Raw genomic sequence first — 15,789 nt, forward strand, 5'->3', positions numbered from 1 at the left:
GTCAGGTGATCAGCATGCCGCCGTCGACGTTCAGATCGTGAGCGTTCATGCCTGCGTTGCGCAGGAGGAAGTCGGTGGCGTCGGCGATCTCGGCCATGGTGACAAGACGTCCGGTGGGTGTGCGGCGGAGGTGCGGGTGGTCGGTGACGTCACGCCACTTGGGACTGTCTCCGATCACGCCGGGGTGCAGGGCATTGACCCGGTGCGGGGCGATCTCGGCGGCGAGGGTCTTGACCAGGCCGGTCAGGCCGGCGTTGAACGTGGTCACCATCGTCGAGCCCGGGTAAGGGCGTTCCCTCGCCAGACCGCCGAAGAGGACGACTGAAGCGGCCGGGTTGAAGCGGTCGCGCAGCGCACGGACCGTTTCGGCGTACCCGACCAGTTTGATGGTCACGACGCGGACGGCGTCGGTGAGATCGAAGTCGGCCAGGGAGTTCGGAACGGGATCCATGGCCGTGATGACCAACTGGTCGACTTCGGTGATGCCGCCGAGGGCGTGCGCGATCGTGTCGGGTTGGGACAGGTCGAGCGCCATGCCCCGGACCCTGCTTCCTATTTCCTCCGCCGTCGCCTCGGCCCGTGCCTTGTCCCGGCTGGTGACGACGACGCAGTCACCACGGTCGGCGAATCGCTGGGCGATGACGCGGCCGAGCCCGCCGCTGCCGCCGATGACGATGGACGTACTCATATGGAAGTCCCCTTCACGTTCTGGACGGGCTTGAGAGCGACGTGCGCCTGTTGGCACAGCCCGACTCCACTAATGACCGTTTGGACAGTACCGCATCGAACGGCCATTGCGAGGCTGTTCTGTACGCGCGTACAGTAAAGGGGTGCCAACAACCTCACGCCCCGACAAGGCTCCGGCGCGGGCATCGGCCACCGGCCGTCGACGCGATCCGGAGGCGAGCCGCGCAGCCATCCTGGAGGCCGCCCGCGAGGCCTTCACCGAACGAGGCTACGCACGGGCGACGATTCGCGACATCGCCCGCCGGGCGGGTGTCACGCACGGCCTGGTCATGCTGCACTTCACCTCGAAGGAGCGTCTTTTCCTGGCGGCGGTACCCGGCACTCGCGACCTGACCGACCTCGTCGCCGGCGACCGCGAAACGCTGCCCGAGCGGATCGCCGCCGGCTTCGTCGAGCGGATGGAGAGCAACCCCTCCGGCGACCCGTTCGTCGCGCTCCTGCGCAGTGCCGCCACCAACGAGGCCGCCGCGGCAAATCTCTACACCGCCATGCAGGCCCACAGCGAGTCGGCCTACCGCGAGGCCCTCACCGGCGACGACATGGACGTCCGCATCGGGATGCTCGCCGCACAGCTGATCGGCGTGACGTTCACCCGCTACATCGTCAAGGTGGGCAGGCTCGCAGAAATGTCCGCCGACGAACTGCGCGTTCACCTGAGCCGCGTCCTGCACCAAATCCTGTTCGCCTGAGGCCAGTTGGCCAAACACGGCCCGACCTCGGAGCCTCGGCCCGCCGCACCGCCGGAAAGCGCAATCACACCTGATTGAACACTCACCCGCATTGCCTTCGTACTCATGGCCAAGGTGCAAACCACGGGCGCAGTGAAGGATCAGCATGGCAGAAGCGCAGACCTCCACAAATGAGTTGATCGCCGGGAGGTATCGACCGCTCCAGATCGTGCACCGAGAGGAATTCCGGGTCGGCTGGCACGGCCAGGACATGGCGTCCGGCCGATTGGTGTTCCTGGCGGAAGCACGGCTGCCCGCGGTCCTCCGCGAGGAGACGTCCCGCCAGACCACGGCCCGGGTGCTGCGGGAGACCGCGGATCTGGAGGCCGCCGCCCCCGGCCAGGTGGCCACCGTTCTGGATGTCACCGAGCAGGACGGCCGCCTGTGGACCGTCATGGAACCGATCGAAGGCCGGTCCCTGAGCGAACTCCTCGACCGGCGTGGGGCGTTCAACCAGCCCCGGGCGGTCCGCATCGGCCTGCAGATCCTCGATGTACTCGCGGCCGCGCACCGCCTGGGCGTCACGCACGGCGACCTCGGTCCCGACCAGGTCTTCGTCAAGGCGGACGGCGGGGTCGTGGTCACGGGGTTCGGACTGACCGGAGCGACCCGGTCCTTGAGGGCGACCGCACCCTCGTACGCCTCTCCGGAACAAATTCGTGGTGAGGCGATCGATCCCTCGACGGATCTGTGGGCCCTGGGGGCACTGCTGCACACCATGATCGAGGGTCGGCCGCCCGCTCCGAACCAGGGGCGCGGCGAAGGCAGTTCGACCTTCGCGCAGGTGTATGTGGGAGAGGGGGCCCGGGGAGAGGGTGAAAGATCCTCGGGGGACGACGTCCACACCGGCCGGCTGCGCCAGACCATTCACGGGCTGCTGCGCGAGAACCCGAACGAACGGCTCACCGAACCGGTACTCCGCCAGGCGCTGAGCCGCATGGTGAGCGAGGACTCGGCCCAGCAGTCGCACATGTTCCGGCTGCGCGGAGCGTACGGGAACTCGCCGGGAACGGAACGGACTTGGCACAGGAAGCGGCCCATCGTCCTCGCCATTGTCGGTTCCGCGCTGGCCGTCGTGGCCATCCCGGTCGTGCTCGCCCTGAACAGCAGACCGGCCTCGGACGCACCCGACGCCTCCGGCCCCGTACCCACCGCATCCGGTCCCGCGGCCGCGCCGCCTCCCGCGGCTTCCACCCCTGCTCGTCCCTCCGCGGACCCGACCGGCGGCGCTTCGGCCGGCGCATCGGACCCGGGCGCGCCCGCCGCCCCCTCCCCCACGGCTTCCGCCGAGAAGACGGCACCGCCCGCCACCAAGCGCTACGACGCGCCGGAAGGGTTCTCGGTCCAACTGCCCTCGGACTGGCGGCGTATCAAGGACACCGGTCGGCCGGACAACGCCTTCAGTGTCACGTTCGGCGCCACGGGCGACCCCCGCGCACTGAGGATCACCTTCGGCAGGGTCCCCTCGTCCGACCCCGTCGCCGTCTGGCGCAACTTCGAGCCCCAACTGCGGCGCCTCAACCCGGGCTTCGACCGCATCGGCGACATCCGGGGTGTGGACGGTTCCGGTGGACGGGCAGCCGATCTGGAATGGTTCGCCGACGGCGACCCCGACCGCACGCGCACGCTCGCCCGCGCCCTCCTCGTCGACACCGACCTCGGCTACTCCATCAGGTGGACGACCCCGGCCGACGACTGGAACACTCCCGCCAACCAGCAGGCCCTCAACACCTTTTTGACATCCTTCCGCCCGGCAGCGCGATGAACGACCCCACCCTGTTCGTCCGGTGGGGCAGTCACCTCTGACGCATCCGCTTCCGATGCCGGCCTCGGAGCGGCCGGTCAGTCGGCCTTGTCCGCCGCCGGAGCCGTCCATTGAGCGTTTCGGGTTCGCGGGAACCTCTGGAGCCGTACAGGCGTCGCATGGATCATCGGCGCACGGGGCGTACAGGCAGGGGGGCCGATGGGCCGGTTCGAGTTCGGGGAGTACCGGACGCTCACGCTGCTCGGGGCGGGTGGCATGGGCCGTGCGTATCTGGCCCGTTCGGGGTCGGGGCGGCTTGTCGTGGTCAAGGTGATGCATGCGCACCTCGCCGCCGAGCCGCTGTTCCGGGAGCGGCTGCGGCGTGAGGTGCAGGCGGCGCGCGCCATGACCGGCCCGTTCACGGCGGCCGTGCTCGACGCGGAGCCGCAGGCCCCGCTGCCGTGGCTGGCCGTCGAGTACTGCGCGGGCCCCACTCTGTCGGAGGCCGTGGCCGGGTACGGGCCACTGGCAGCCGGCGACCTCGCCTCGCTCGGTGCCGCCCTTGCCGAGGCACTCACCGCGATCCACACCGCGGGCCTGGTGCACCGCGACCTGAAGCCGGCGAACGTCCTGATCACCGGCCATGGTCCGCGCGTCATCGACTTCGGTATCGCGAAGGCACTCGGCGACGGGCGTTCCTCGGGCGCCTCGGACGAGGCCCTGACGGGGAGCGGGGACATGCTCGGCTCTGTCGGCTTCATGGCTCCGGAGCAGATCACGTACGCCACCGAACCCGCCGCCTCCTGTGACGTGTTCGCGCTCGGGGCGCTGCTCGCGCTGGCGGCGACGGGCCGCAATCCGCACGGCGGGGGTACGGCACCACAGATCGTGTACCGGACGCTGCACGAGGACCCCGACCTCGTCGGCGTACCGGACGGGGAGTGGACCGCCTTCTTGACTCGCTGTCTGTCAAAGGGGCCGGTCGGGCGCCCCACCGCGGCGGAGGTCCTGGACTGGTGCGCCGCCCGCGCGACCGAACGGCCGTGGTGGGAGCGGCCGGAGGTGACCGCACTGATCGAGGGCCACGAGGAGGCCGTCGCGCGCCGGATCGCCGTGTCGGCCGAGGCCGACGGGGAGGGCGCCACCCGCATCGACCCGCCGCCGACCCCGCCGACCCCCGCGGGTCCGTCGCGCAGACGCGTGTTCGCGTGGGCGGGCGCCGCCGTCACGACCGCCGCGGCGGCGACGGCGACGACGATCGCCCTCCTGGGGGACGAGCCCGGCGCGCGGCGGCAGCCGGTCACCCCGTCCTGGCGCTCCGGCACCCCGCTGTGGACCCGCGAGGTGGGCGCCCTCGAATACGGCGGCACGCTGACCCGTACGGCCAACGCCCTCTATGTACGCTTCGACGGCACGGCCCGCCGACTCGACCCGCAAACCGGCGCCGTGGCCTGGGAGTTCGAGGACGCGTCCGCCGTCCTGCCCTACGGTGACACGGTGTACGTCACCCACCGCCGGGCGGATGTCTCCTCCCCCGGAATCGTGGCGATCGACGCGGCGGGCGGCACGGAGCGGTGGCGCACGGGCGCCCTGGAGTCAAACCCGTACCGGCCCTACGGCTTCGACTCGCCCGACGGCGGCGAGACGCTGCTCGCCGTCACGCAGCGCACGACATGCCTGGTCACGTTCGCCAAGTACGACACGTTGTGGGCACGGCGCTCGAACCGGGGGCGGCGCTGGCGGGCGTACGGCTTCGACCTGCCGACGGGCGCCCCGCTGTGGTTCAGGGCCGGTACGGCGGCGCAGGTGACCGCGCTGGACGCGGCGGGCGGCCGGTTCGCCCTGGCCTCGGCGACCGAGACATTCGGTCCCCTGTACGTGCTCGATGAGCGCACCGGCGAGGAGGAGTCCAGCATCCCCGAGGGCTCGGCCACGCCCGAGGTGCATCCGGGAGCCCGGGGAACCCACTACTACACGACGCAGAAGTCCGTGCGCCGGGTGAACCTGGCCACGGGGAAGGCGCGGTGGACACGGCACCTGGCGGACGCGGAAGTGGTGGCACCGCTGGTCGGCGACGAACTCCTCGTAGCCGCCACGGCCGATGGCCTGGGCGCACTGGACACGGCCGACGGCGACCGGCGCTGGTGGCGCGACGACGTCCGCGCACTCACCACCACCGACGGCCGCCCTCTGGCGGACGGCACCGTGGTCTACGCGACGGGCCCCCGCCCGGGCGTCTCCGGCACGCTCGCGGGCACGTCCACGTGGGGTATCCACGCCCTGACGGCCGCCACGGGCAGACTGCGCTGGGCCGTCCCGGTGGACGGCCTGACCACGGCGTCGTACGGGGCGGCGGGCGACGGCCTGATCCATGTGTGCACCGGTACAACGCTGCAGACGTTCCGCGGCCCGTGAGCCACGCCGGTCCGCGCGAGCGGGCACAACGCCAACAGCACCCGCCCACCGACGACCACCGACGGCGAGGGAAAGGCCCTCAGGAGGCCCGCGCATGACCACCGCCCTTCACCCCGAGGACCCCAGGCAGTTGGGCCGGCACCACCTGATCGGCCGGCTCGGCGCCGGAGGCATGGGCCAGGTCTACCTCGCCCGCTCTCCGGGCGGCCGTCTCATCGCCATCAAGACGATCCATGAGCACCTGGCCGCGGACCCGCACTACAGGGAACGGTTCCGCCGCGAGGCCTCCGCCGCCCGCAGGGTCACCGGCGCCTACACGGCCCCCGTGCTGGACGCCGACCCCGACGCCCGGCTCCCCTGGCTGGCCACCGCCTTTCTGCCCGGAGTCACCCTGCGCCGCGCCGTCGCGGCGACCGGCCCCCTGCCCGCACCGGCCGTACGTGCCCTCGCTGCCGCCCTCGCCGAGGCGTTGCGCGACATCCACGCGGCCGGTCTCGTCCACCGTGACCTGAAGCCGTCGAACATCCTGCTCACCTTGGACGGCCCCCGCGTCATCGACTTCGGGATCGCCCGCGCCCAGGACGACCGGGCCCTGACGGAGACCGGTGGAATGATCGGCACCCCCGGGTACATGTCCCCGGAACAGATTCTCGACGGCCCGGCGGTGACCGCGGCGACGGACATCTTCGCGCTGGGCGCGGTGCTCGCGTTCGCGGCGACGGGCCGGGATCCGTTCGGTGCGGCCTCGGCACCCGCGCTGCTCTACCGGATCGTCCACGAGGAGCCCGAACTCGACGACGTACCCGTGGAGTTGGGCCTGAAGGACCTGATCGACGCCTGCCTCGACAAGTCCCCCGGCAACCGCCCCGATGCCGCCGCGACACTCCTCCGCACTGTCACACCCGCCCCGTCGGCCTGGTGGCGCGACGAGCCGCTGCGTTCCCTGGTGGCCGACGCCGTACCCCGGCCCGGAGCCGATGCCGGCTCCCACCGTCTCGTTGCCGAGCCCAACCCGTTCCCCCTCCCGGTGGGGCGAGTTGTCCCGCCGGGCCGCTCTCACAGCCGGCAGCGCCGCCTTCGTCGGCCTGTTCGGCTACGCGGTGGCGCAGGGCGGTGGCGCCGACGACCCTGACGAGGATCCGGACGCCTGGAAGGTGGCCGGGGGAACGGCCGCCCCCGGCGCCATCCGCTGGCGTCTGAGCGCCGGCGCCGGCCGGGTGGACGCCCTGCTCACCACACCGGCCGGGCTCGTCCTGCACGGACTCGAAGGAACACTCACCGGTACTGGTTCGACCCAATTGCGTACCGCCTCGACGGGCCGTCGGCGCTGGGCTGCGGAGACCTCTGGCGAGGTCCCGGACGACTGGGGCGTCACCGACGACGGGCTGCTCCTCGCGGGTGACATCGGCCTCGCCCCGACCGCCACCAGCACCGGAAAGACCCTTCCCAAGGTGGCGACGCCGGAGCCCACTCAGCAGTGGTACGCGCCCGCCGGCACCGTTATGGTCATCCGCGACACGGACGTGCTGCGCGCCGTCTCGCTCACCACCGGCACCGAGCTGTGGCGCCGCAAGCAGTCCACCGAGTGGCGCCGACCCGCCGTCGTCGGCGACGCCCTCCTGCTCACCGACGAGTTCGCCCGTCCGACCTGCGTGGACGCGAGGGAAGGCGAAGAGCTGTGGACCTACCGGGAGTTGGGCGAGGGCGACACGGTGACGGCCGTGGGCGCACTGCCCCCTGACCGGTTCGCGCTGCTCACCGAGAAGGGCATGCTGCACATCGTCGAAGCCCGCAGCGGAGACCGGACAGCCGCCCGCGCTCCGAAAGCCGAGATCGCACGCGGTGCCACGGCTCTCGCCCGCACCGGCACCGCCGGCCTCCTCCTGACCGGCTTCGGCCTCGACGACGCTCGCCTGATCTGGAGCATGCCCGCGCTCGGCCTCGATGCCTGTTGGACCCGGCGCCCCGGCGGCGTCCATGTCCCCGTCGTCGCGGGCGGACTGTTGCTGCACTGGAAAGACGGCCGTACTCTCACCGCTCTCGATCCGCGCACGGGCCGATCCCGCGGCCGGGCAAAGCAGTTCGAGGACACCGGCACCGCCCAGTGCCCGCCTGCCGTCGCACCGGACGGCGCCACGGTGTACGCGGCAGCGGGCCGCGCCTGCGCGGCACTGCGGACGACCGCGAAGGGCCTGACCGAAACACACACCCGCACAGCTCCCGCTCCCGTCACCGCCCTCACGGCCGACACCCGCGGCTGGTATGCCTGCGCAGGCCGCAAGACCGTGATAGCGGTCAACGGCTGACCCTCAGCCAACCGGCCATGTACGCCGACGTGCTCGCCCCCGACACCAGCGGCACCACCGTTGGCCAGGACGCACGACCACCACACCTGCCCACCCCACTGCAATATTGATAACGGGATCCATTTTCATATAGCCTCGACCCTGCTCACCCAACGAGGAGGACCGACATGGCCGTTCCCAAGCGGAAAATGTCCCGCAGCAACACCCGTCACCGCCGCGCCCAGTGGAAGGCGGCCACCCCGCAACTCGTGCCGGTCACGGTCGACGGGGTCGCCCGGCTCGTGCCCCAGCGGCTGGTCAAGGCGTACGAGCGCGGGCTGCTGCGCCCCGAGGGCTGACCGGTCATGAGGTTCGACCGACTGCCCGTAACCGTCCTTTCCGGATTCCTCGGCGCGGGCAAGACCACCCTGCTCAACCACGTCCTGGGAAACCGCGAAGGCCTGCGCGTCGCGGTCATCGTCAACGACATGAGCGAGATCAACATCGACGCCACCCTGGTGCGCGGCGGTGAAGCCGCCCTGTCACGGACCGAGGAACGACTGGTCGAGATGACCAACGGCTGCATCTGCTGCACCCTGCGCGACGACCTGCTGGAGGAGATCGACCGGCTGGCCCGCGAGGACCGCTTCGACTACCTGCTCATCGAGTCGAGCGGCATCTCGGAACCGATGCCGGTCGCCGCCACGTTCGCCTTCGCCCGTGACGACGGCGCCACCCTCGGCGACCTCGCTCGCCTCGACACCATGGTCACCGTCGTCGACGCGGCGAACTTCCTGCCCGAACTGACCAACGGTGACGAACTCGTCGAACGGGGCCTGGACCAGTACGAGGACGACGAACGCACGGTCAGCGACCTGCTGATGGACCAGATCGAGTTCGCCGACGTCATCGTGCTCAACAAGCTCGATCTCGTCGACGAGGACGCCGCGGCCCGGCTCCGGGCAACGCTCAGCCGCCTCAACCCCGTTGCCCGGATCGTCCCCGCCGCCCATGGCCGGGTCGAGCTCGGCGCGGTGCTCGGCACCGGACTGTTCGACCTCGAGCGCGCCCAGCAGGCACCGGGCTGGGTCATGGAGCTCAACGGCGACCATGTCCCAGAGACCGAGGAGTACGGCATCTCCTCGACCGTCTTCCGCTCCGAAGCGCCGTTCCACCCGGGCCGGTTGTGGTCCTTCGTCACCGGAGAACTCGACGGTGGCACCTTCGGGCAGATCCTGCGCTCCAAAGGCTTCTTCACCCTCGCGAGCCGCCCGCATGTGACGGGCCTGTGGTCCCAGGCCGGCTCCGTCGCCCGCTTCGAACCCTCCGCCGCCCGCGACACCGACGGACCGAGCGGCCAGGAACTCGTCTTCATCGGCACGCACCTGCACGCCGAAGCTCTCCACGCCGCACTGACCGACTGCCTCATGACCGACCGCGAGAGCCTGCCGCCCGTCGACCCGTTCCCCGCCTGGGACACCTACGGCATCGACGACACCTGCGAGCACGAGCACCCCGAACTCGTAGTCGGGGCCTGAGAACTCCGGGTCGGGCGGTGGACGCAGCCACGGCACTGCGCGACCGGCTCGACCCCGACCGACGCTTCACCAACGCCCATCTCCGCAGGGTGGACAGGGCCACCAAGGCGTTGGGGCGTGGCCGGACTGGTGGGCGACGTGGGTGAGACCCAGGAAGCGCGGTGGCGGGCGCAGGCACCCGCAGACGCGGCACCGAAGCCGACATCGTCCAGGACGCGCTTTCCGCGTTCGAGAGCGGAGATGTACGTCTTGTCATAGCCCAGGAGGCCGCCGAGCTCGGACTGGTTCAGGCGGTGCGCGCGGCGGTGGAAGCGCAGGATGCTCGCCAAGTCGCTTGCCATGAGGACAAGTTCCGCATGCGGGGTGCCCAGTCCCGCGGCTCGTGGTGTGTCGCCGGCCGGGCCACGAGGCATCGGTCCAGGCGCCCACCGGGCAGTTCCCACTCATCGCGCTCGTTCTTCAGCAGCACGCGGTCCTGTGCATCGAGAGCAACGCCCTTCACCGGTTGGCAGAGCGACTGTTCTGCCACGTCTACGGTCGCACGAAGACAGGGTCGCAGTTCATTCCGGGCCGGCCCTACTCCTGCGTCGCCGCGCTGGAGCCGGGCGGCGCCACGTCCTGGACCGGCCAACAGCTCCTCGCCCGGGCCGCCGTCGAAGGTACCCATGTCAGGCGTGCCCGGACATCTGGCGCTGGTTGCCGCGCGCAGGGGCCAGTCGGCATCGCGTACCGCCTGGAAGAGGATCTGCTTCATCTGACAAGCAGGGCCTCAAGGATGGGATCCATTCTGCGCAACCTCCCGACAGGGTTGCTCAGTTCATTCCATTTTGATGGAATTTCTGCATGCAGCGGCAGTGCCGCATTGGCCACGGCCAATGAATCAGATTGTCGGCTCGGCGTTTCTCGCCGACGGCCGCATCTGCGACAACGGTCCCGGCATACCGCCCGAGGGGCGCATGGACCTCACCGAGATCGACGGCCGCCGCTGGGGACACCGTCTCCCGCCGGGCGATCCTCACCCGCTACGGCGACCCCGCCGCCGATGTTCACGACATCGCCGGACGGGCCAGAGCGGGAGAGGAGCGGGCCCAGCGGGTGCTGGACGACGTCTTCAGGAGACTGGGCGTCGTGCTGGGCCCGCGTCTGGTGGACTTCGGCGCGATCGCTCTGGTCGTCGGCGGCTCCATGATCCACTGCCGGTGCGAACGGTCGCCGACCCCCGGACGGGCCCACCGACCGTACGGGATGTGGGTATGTCGCCCAACTCACCAACGACACTGCGGACTTGGATGTGGACCACGACAGTGGCTTCGTGGGAGGTGACTGAGGCGGGGCGCGACACGCCGTCGGTGACCAATCGAAGTAGTTGCGCAATCAACTTCTGTACTCTCGGTGCCGCATGACGGCCGTGGACGACCGTCCCGCGCTGCCAACTCCCTTACAGGGAACCGGTATGCGCTGGTCGCCCGAGGGGACGGCCGACGGTTGCCACGACTACTCAGCAAGGAACAGCCATGAAGATCGGTTTCGCGCTCCCGCAGTTCCACAAGCAGGCCTTAGGCATAGCCCGGACCGCGGAGTTCGCGCGCGAGGCGGAGTACGCGGGGGCCGCGAGCCTCTGGGTGGGCGACCGCAACCTGGCCGCCGTCAACCCCAAGGTCGGCTACGGCGGGCAGGGAGACTCGATTCCGGCCGAACTCAACACGGCCGCCGACCCGTTCGTACTCCTGGCCATCGCCGCGAGCGCCACCGAACGCGTACTGCTCGGAACGCATGTACTCATAGCCCCGCTGTATCCGCCCGTCCAGCTGGCCAGGTCGCTCACCAGCATCGACGTGATCAGCGACGGCCGCCTGCTGCCCGGCTTCGGAATCGGCTGGTCACCGGAGGAGTACGAGGCGGCGGGCTCGGACTTCACCCGTCGCGGCGCCCGGATGAACGAACTGCTCGACGCCCTCGACGCCATCTGGACCACCGACCCGGCCCAGTACAGCGGTGAGCTGATTTCGGTGCCCCTGCATCACTCCCCCCTCAAGCCCGCCCGGCGCCCTCGTCCGCCCTTCTACCTCGGTGCCATGTCCGAGCGCGCCCTGCGGCGGGTCGCCGAGCGCGGTGACGGCTGGCTGCCGCTGATCGTGGTGCCCAGTTACGTGGACGTCGACGGGCTGGTGAACCAGCGGGCGGCCATCGACCTGTGGGCCCGGGAGGCCGGCCGGGACCCGTCCGCGATCGATGCCGTCCTGCGGGTCAACATCGATGCGGGCACCTCGACCCAGCAGGTCGCCGACACCATCAAGACTGTCCACGAGCGCACCGGCATCGACCACTTCATGGTCGACTCCATGTACGCCGTCCACAGCGTCGACGAGTCCCTGGCCGTCGCCACCGAACTGATCGCCCTGGTCGAGAAGGGCTGACGTCGCTGCACCTCCCCCCTGTCGCAGCAGACGGTCGGCCACATGGCGCCGACGTCAAGGTTCACCCGATCGCTGAAGCCCAGCGTGGAACAGCGCGTCTTGTCCTTGTGCGCAGTGTGCTTCTCGATTCCTGACCGGTCCGGCGCGGTTGCGCTACGCTCTCGGCGCTCCGCCCGGCCCGGGCGGGCAGGACACGACGACAGGGGGCGCGATGCGAGCCGGTACGGGGCTCCGGTCGCTGATACCGCTGCTGGTCTGCGGGGTCATGGCCGCGGCCGCGGGCTGTGGAGGTTCCACCGACGAACAGGGCGGCGAGTCCCTGGAGTTGGAGGCGAAGTGGCACGACAGGATCAGCGAGGCGGTGAGCGCGAAGCCCGACGGCTGCACGGCAGGCGTGGGCAGTGCCTGCGAGACCCATGCGGCGGCCGTGCACGCGATCACCGAGCGGTTGCACAAGGAGGTGGAGGCTCGTCCCGACAAGGACCGCTACCAGGCGACACTGGACGGCACCACCGCCATCAACGAGCAATACGACCAGTACTTCACCCAGTTGTGCGCCACCGTGCCCGAAACCACAGTCGATGCCGCCACCACCCAGAAGTTCAATACCTGCTCCGCGCTCTACACCTCCATCATCACGGGCGCGGGCGATCTCCAGAACAATCTGCGCCCGTCCGAGTAGTCCGGGCCCAGGGCGGGCCGAGCCCAGGGCGGCAGCGGGATTGCCACCTGCCTTCGACGTGACCGGGCCAGGCCGTAGCCGCCCTGAATCAGTCGGTCCCTTCGAGGTACGACGCCAGGTTGGCCAGCGAGGAGGCGATCCCGGTTTCGTGGTCCGCCTGGTCGATGCCGGGTGGCACATCCGTGGCGGTGACGGTCACCTCGGTTCCGTCACCGACGGCAGCGAGATGCCAGGTCATCGTCATGGTTCCCGCGAACGACGGGTCGTCGGCTTCGAACACCGCCCGCTGCACCACCCGTTCCGGTGGCACCAGTTCGGCGAACCCCACGTCGACGACATCCGTCGCGTCCGAGGTCTTTCCGGGACTGTCGGTAGGATCGAGGTAGGTGAGGACCATCCGGAACCCGCCACCAGGCCGGGGATCCCACCACTCGACCCGCCCGCGCATGCCGTCCGGCGGCAACCAGGCTTCCAGCGACTCCCGGTCCATGAGGGCGTAGTAGACAGTCGCCGGTGGTGCGGCGATCATCCGGCTGGCGCGGTCCGTCCTGTCCATGGCCCGAGTCTAGGGCGAAGGCGGTTCCCTGCGCGGCGCAGGACGAGGGTGTCCGGGCCGTGCCGGATACCGTTCGGGCGACGGAGGCCGCGCCAAGTGGACTGTCACCCGACGTGTCCGCTCCCGTACAGTCCGCCTTGGTGCTGGTGCTCCGTCACGGCCGAGCCCGGCAGTTGACCACGAGAGGAAACATGGACACTGAAGCCAGTCTCGGCTCCCCTTCGTACGCCCCCGGAACGGGGCGGCCGGTCCCCGAAGCCGAGCCTGAGCTCGTGAAGCAATGGCATTCGGGCGGAGGCGAACTGGTCGAGCTGCTGTCCCAGGTGCGCGAACGGCACGGCGGCGTCGCCGCGTTCCGCCTCGGGCCGGCCCCCACTGTTCTGGTCACCGCCCCGCAAGCGGTCCAACACGTACTGGCCCGGCACCCGGAGCGGTACGTCAAGCGCTCCCACCGTGCCCGTTTGCTGATCGGCGACGGTGTCCTGGCCGCCACCGGTGCGGCGTGGAAGCAGCAACGCCGTTTGCTGCAGTCCCAGTTCACCGGTACCGGGATGCGCCGCTACGAACAGCGGATCAGCGATGCTGCCCGGACCACCGCCGGACGCTGGGACGGGTACGCCCGTACCGGGCAGCCCTTCGATGTCGGGCAGGAGATGCGCCGCTTCGCCCTCGACTCCATCTGGCGCTCCCTCACCGGGTACGCCCTCGATGACGAGACCGAGCGCGAACTGGCCGCCGTGGAAAGCGTGGGGGCCGCTCTTCCGACTCTGCCCGCCGACATCGGCGACGCCCGGGAAGCCGTCTCCGCCGATCTCGCCCGGATCGACGCCGTCGCGCGGCACGCCATCGAGGCCGCCCGCGGCGGAGCGGCAGGACCCGACGGCCCGGGCCTGCTGCACGTCCTGCTCGAGGCCGCGGCCGAGCATCCCGAGTACACCGACCGGCTGATCCGCGACGAACTGGTCACGCTGCTGGCGGCCGGGCACGAGACCACCGCCACCACCCTGAACTGGCTCTACCTGCTCCTCGACCGGAACCCCGGCGCCCGCGAACAAGCACTGGCCGCCGGCGGCGAAGGGTCCCCGGAACGCCGCCAGGCCGTCCAGGCCCTGATCCACGAAACGCTCCGGCTCTACCCGTCGGCCTGGATCCTGCCCCGCCACGCCAGCGAGGACGACACCCTCGCCGGGTACGCCGTCGAGGCGGGCACCGACCTCCTGGTCTGCCCGTACCTCACGCACCGCGATCCCCAACTCTGGCCGGACCCGGAGCACTTCGACCCCCAGCGCTTCATCACGCCGGGCGTCCGCCCCACCCACCCGGGCGCCTACTTCCCCTTCGGCATCGGCCCCCGCGCCTGCCTCGGCCTGCAATTCGCACTCCGCGAATCAACAGTCCTACTCGAACACCTGCTACCGGCTCACGTCCCAGCCTTCTCCTCCACCCCCACAAAGGCGGTACACGGCATCACCGTCCGCCCGGACGGGCCAACTCCGGCGACCTTGGCTCCGCCGGTCACCTGAAGCGGGCCATTCCCAAGTGGAGAACCGGCTGGGGGCGAAGACTTCGACGGGGCGGGGGAAGCGCGCGAATCCCCCTCCGAAGCCTCGCCCGGCTTCGGAGGGAGAAAACGGCGGCCCGTTCCCGTGCGCCACGCTCACCAGAGTCCGCTGGGCTCCCTTCCGGCCGCCCGGAGCAGGATGTCCCGTGTGGAACCCATCCCGTACTTGTCGACCTCGCTGGAGAGTTCGGCCACGTCCAGCAGGAGCGGCCGGATGTCGACACCGGCATCCCGGGCCTGCCCGCACAGACCGTTCAGGCCGACCATCATGTCCCGTGTGTCGCGGCCCTGATCCTCGACCGACATCTCCATGAGTCGCTGCCGGAAGCCTTGGGGCGTGGGCTCGGAGGGCAGCGTCGTCGCCCCGCCGAAGTGGTGACACCGCTCCAGGAGCGCGCGCAGGGCGGCCCGGACCTCCTCGTCGCCCTCCTCGTAGAGGGAAAGCACGTCCCGCAGCGCCGCCTCGGCCTCCGGCCGAATCCCCGCCTCGTCCAGCGGACGCGGACCCTCCTCCATCTTCCGCATCCAGTCGGGGTCGGTGAGATCCACCGGCCTCGTCGCGATGGGTTCGATGCACGCGTCGATCACCGCGACCCACTCCTCGAGCTCCGCCAGTTCCCCCATCGTGCCCTGCCCCCGTCCGACCATCGGTGGCAGCATGCCACGGCCCAAGGCCTGCAGACGCACCCTCGGCAACGACGATGCGGGCGGGGCAGCAGACGCCGCCCGGCGCGAGCCAGACATCCGGCCCACTGACCCCGCGGCTGACAATCCGTCACCTCGCCGGCTGTGTTTCGTCGGTTCTTGGAAGTTGCCGGAGGGCGGCAGAGTTCTGCCGGTCATTGGTGCTGGAAGCGCCCGTTCGCCCGTGCTCGCCCACTGCGTACGGTGGCGTGACCGGCCCTGGGCGATCTGTTCCGGGGCGCGATCGTGGTGAACGGTCCGAGGCGAGCAGGGGTGAGGATGGTCTATCCGGTCCTGGCCGCTACAGCGGTCGTGTCCATCGTGACGGCCGCCGTGACCGTGCTGGTGGGCCGTCAGAGGCGCCGGATGGATTCCGGTCCGGAAGCGCGGCAAATCGAAGCGGCGGCCACGAGCGGCGTGCGGGATGCGCGC

At 70.5% G+C, this 15,789-nt stretch carries 13 protein-coding genes; 10 read left to right on the forward strand and 3 right to left on the reverse strand.

What is annotated here, in order from left to right; all coding sequences use genetic code 11:
* Position 1: 1 nt before the first annotated feature.
* Positions 2 to 688: an SDR family NAD(P)-dependent oxidoreductase gene (locus QF035_RS04460; RefSeq protein ID WP_307518271.1), complete on the reverse strand. Its 687-nt coding sequence runs from the start codon at positions 686 to 688 to the stop codon at positions 2 to 4.
* Positions 689 to 830: 142 nt separating this feature from the next.
* Between QF035_RS04460 and QF035_RS04465 the strand changes: the two genes are divergently transcribed.
* The 9 genes from QF035_RS04465 to QF035_RS04505 all read left to right on the forward strand — a co-directional run bounded on the left by QF035_RS04465 (position 831) and on the right by QF035_RS04505 (position 12,556).
* Positions 831 to 1,436: a TetR/AcrR family transcriptional regulator gene (locus QF035_RS04465; RefSeq protein WP_307518272.1), complete on the forward strand. Its 606-nt coding sequence runs from the start codon at positions 831 to 833 to the stop codon at positions 1,434 to 1,436.
* 145 nt (positions 1,437 to 1,581) lie between these two features.
* Positions 1,582 to 3,240 (forward strand): serine/threonine-protein kinase, encoded by a 1,659-nt coding sequence (locus tag QF035_RS04470; RefSeq protein ID WP_307518273.1) that lies wholly within the window; start codon positions 1,582 to 1,584, stop codon positions 3,238 to 3,240.
* 198 nt (positions 3,241 to 3,438) lie between these two features.
* Positions 3,439 to 5,634, forward strand: coding sequence for a protein kinase domain-containing protein (locus tag QF035_RS04475; protein WP_307518274.1), 2,196 nt, complete (start codon positions 3,439 to 3,441; stop codon positions 5,632 to 5,634).
* Between the two features lie 94 nt (positions 5,635 to 5,728).
* Positions 5,729 to 6,766, forward strand: coding sequence for a serine/threonine-protein kinase (locus QF035_RS04480; protein WP_307518276.1), 1,038 nt, complete (start codon positions 5,729 to 5,731; stop codon positions 6,764 to 6,766).
* Positions 6,672 to 7,940, forward strand: a complete 1,269-nt coding sequence (locus tag QF035_RS04485; protein ID WP_307518278.1) for an outer membrane protein assembly factor BamB family protein — start codon at positions 6,672 to 6,674, stop codon at positions 7,938 to 7,940. The genes QF035_RS04480 and QF035_RS04485 overlap by 95 nt, the downstream gene beginning before the upstream one ends.
* Positions 7,941 to 8,107: 167 nt before the next feature.
* Positions 8,108 to 8,278 (forward strand): 50S ribosomal protein L32, encoded by a 171-nt coding sequence (gene rpmF, locus QF035_RS04490; protein WP_307518280.1) that lies wholly within the window; start codon positions 8,108 to 8,110, stop codon positions 8,276 to 8,278.
* A 6-nt stretch (positions 8,279 to 8,284) separates the two neighbouring features.
* Complete coding sequence (locus QF035_RS04495; protein ID WP_307518282.1) at positions 8,285 to 9,457, forward strand: GTP-binding protein; 1,173 nt, start codon at positions 8,285 to 8,287, stop codon at positions 9,455 to 9,457.
* A gap of 1,514 nt (positions 9,458 to 10,971) precedes the next feature.
* A complete protein-coding gene (locus tag QF035_RS04500; protein WP_307518284.1) occupies positions 10,972 to 11,874 on the forward strand; it encodes a TIGR03619 family F420-dependent LLM class oxidoreductase in 903 nt (300 codons plus the stop codon).
* A gap of 211 nt (positions 11,875 to 12,085) precedes the next feature.
* Entirely contained in the window at positions 12,086 to 12,556 is a 471-nt protein-coding gene (locus QF035_RS04505; protein WP_307518285.1) for a hypothetical protein, read from the forward strand.
* 88 nt (positions 12,557 to 12,644) lie between these two features.
* Here QF035_RS04505 and QF035_RS04510 read toward each other — a convergent pair whose 3' ends face one another.
* Positions 12,645 to 13,112 carry an SRPBCC family protein gene (locus tag QF035_RS04510; protein ID WP_307518286.1) on the reverse strand — a complete coding sequence of 156 codons (468 nt, stop codon included), beginning with the start codon at positions 13,110 to 13,112 and terminating at the stop codon, positions 12,645 to 12,647.
* A gap of 191 nt (positions 13,113 to 13,303) precedes the next feature.
* Between QF035_RS04510 and QF035_RS04515 the strand changes: the two genes are divergently transcribed.
* The gene (locus QF035_RS04515; protein WP_307518288.1) at positions 13,304 to 14,635 is read left to right on the forward strand and encodes a cytochrome P450; all 1,332 of its coding nucleotides are present in this window, start codon (positions 13,304 to 13,306) and stop codon (positions 14,633 to 14,635) included.
* Positions 14,636 to 14,769: 134 nt separating this feature from the next.
* Here QF035_RS04515 and QF035_RS04520 read toward each other — a convergent pair whose 3' ends face one another.
* Positions 14,770 to 15,321: a hypothetical protein gene (locus tag QF035_RS04520; RefSeq protein ID WP_307518290.1), complete on the reverse strand. Its 552-nt coding sequence runs from the start codon at positions 15,319 to 15,321 to the stop codon at positions 14,770 to 14,772.
* Between the last annotated feature and the right edge of the window lie 468 nt (positions 15,322 to 15,789).

Origin of the sequence: Streptomyces umbrinus (assembly GCF_030817415.1) — a bacterium.
GTDB classification, from domain to species: domain Bacteria; phylum Actinomycetota; class Actinomycetes; order Streptomycetales; family Streptomycetaceae; genus Streptomyces; species Streptomyces umbrinus_A.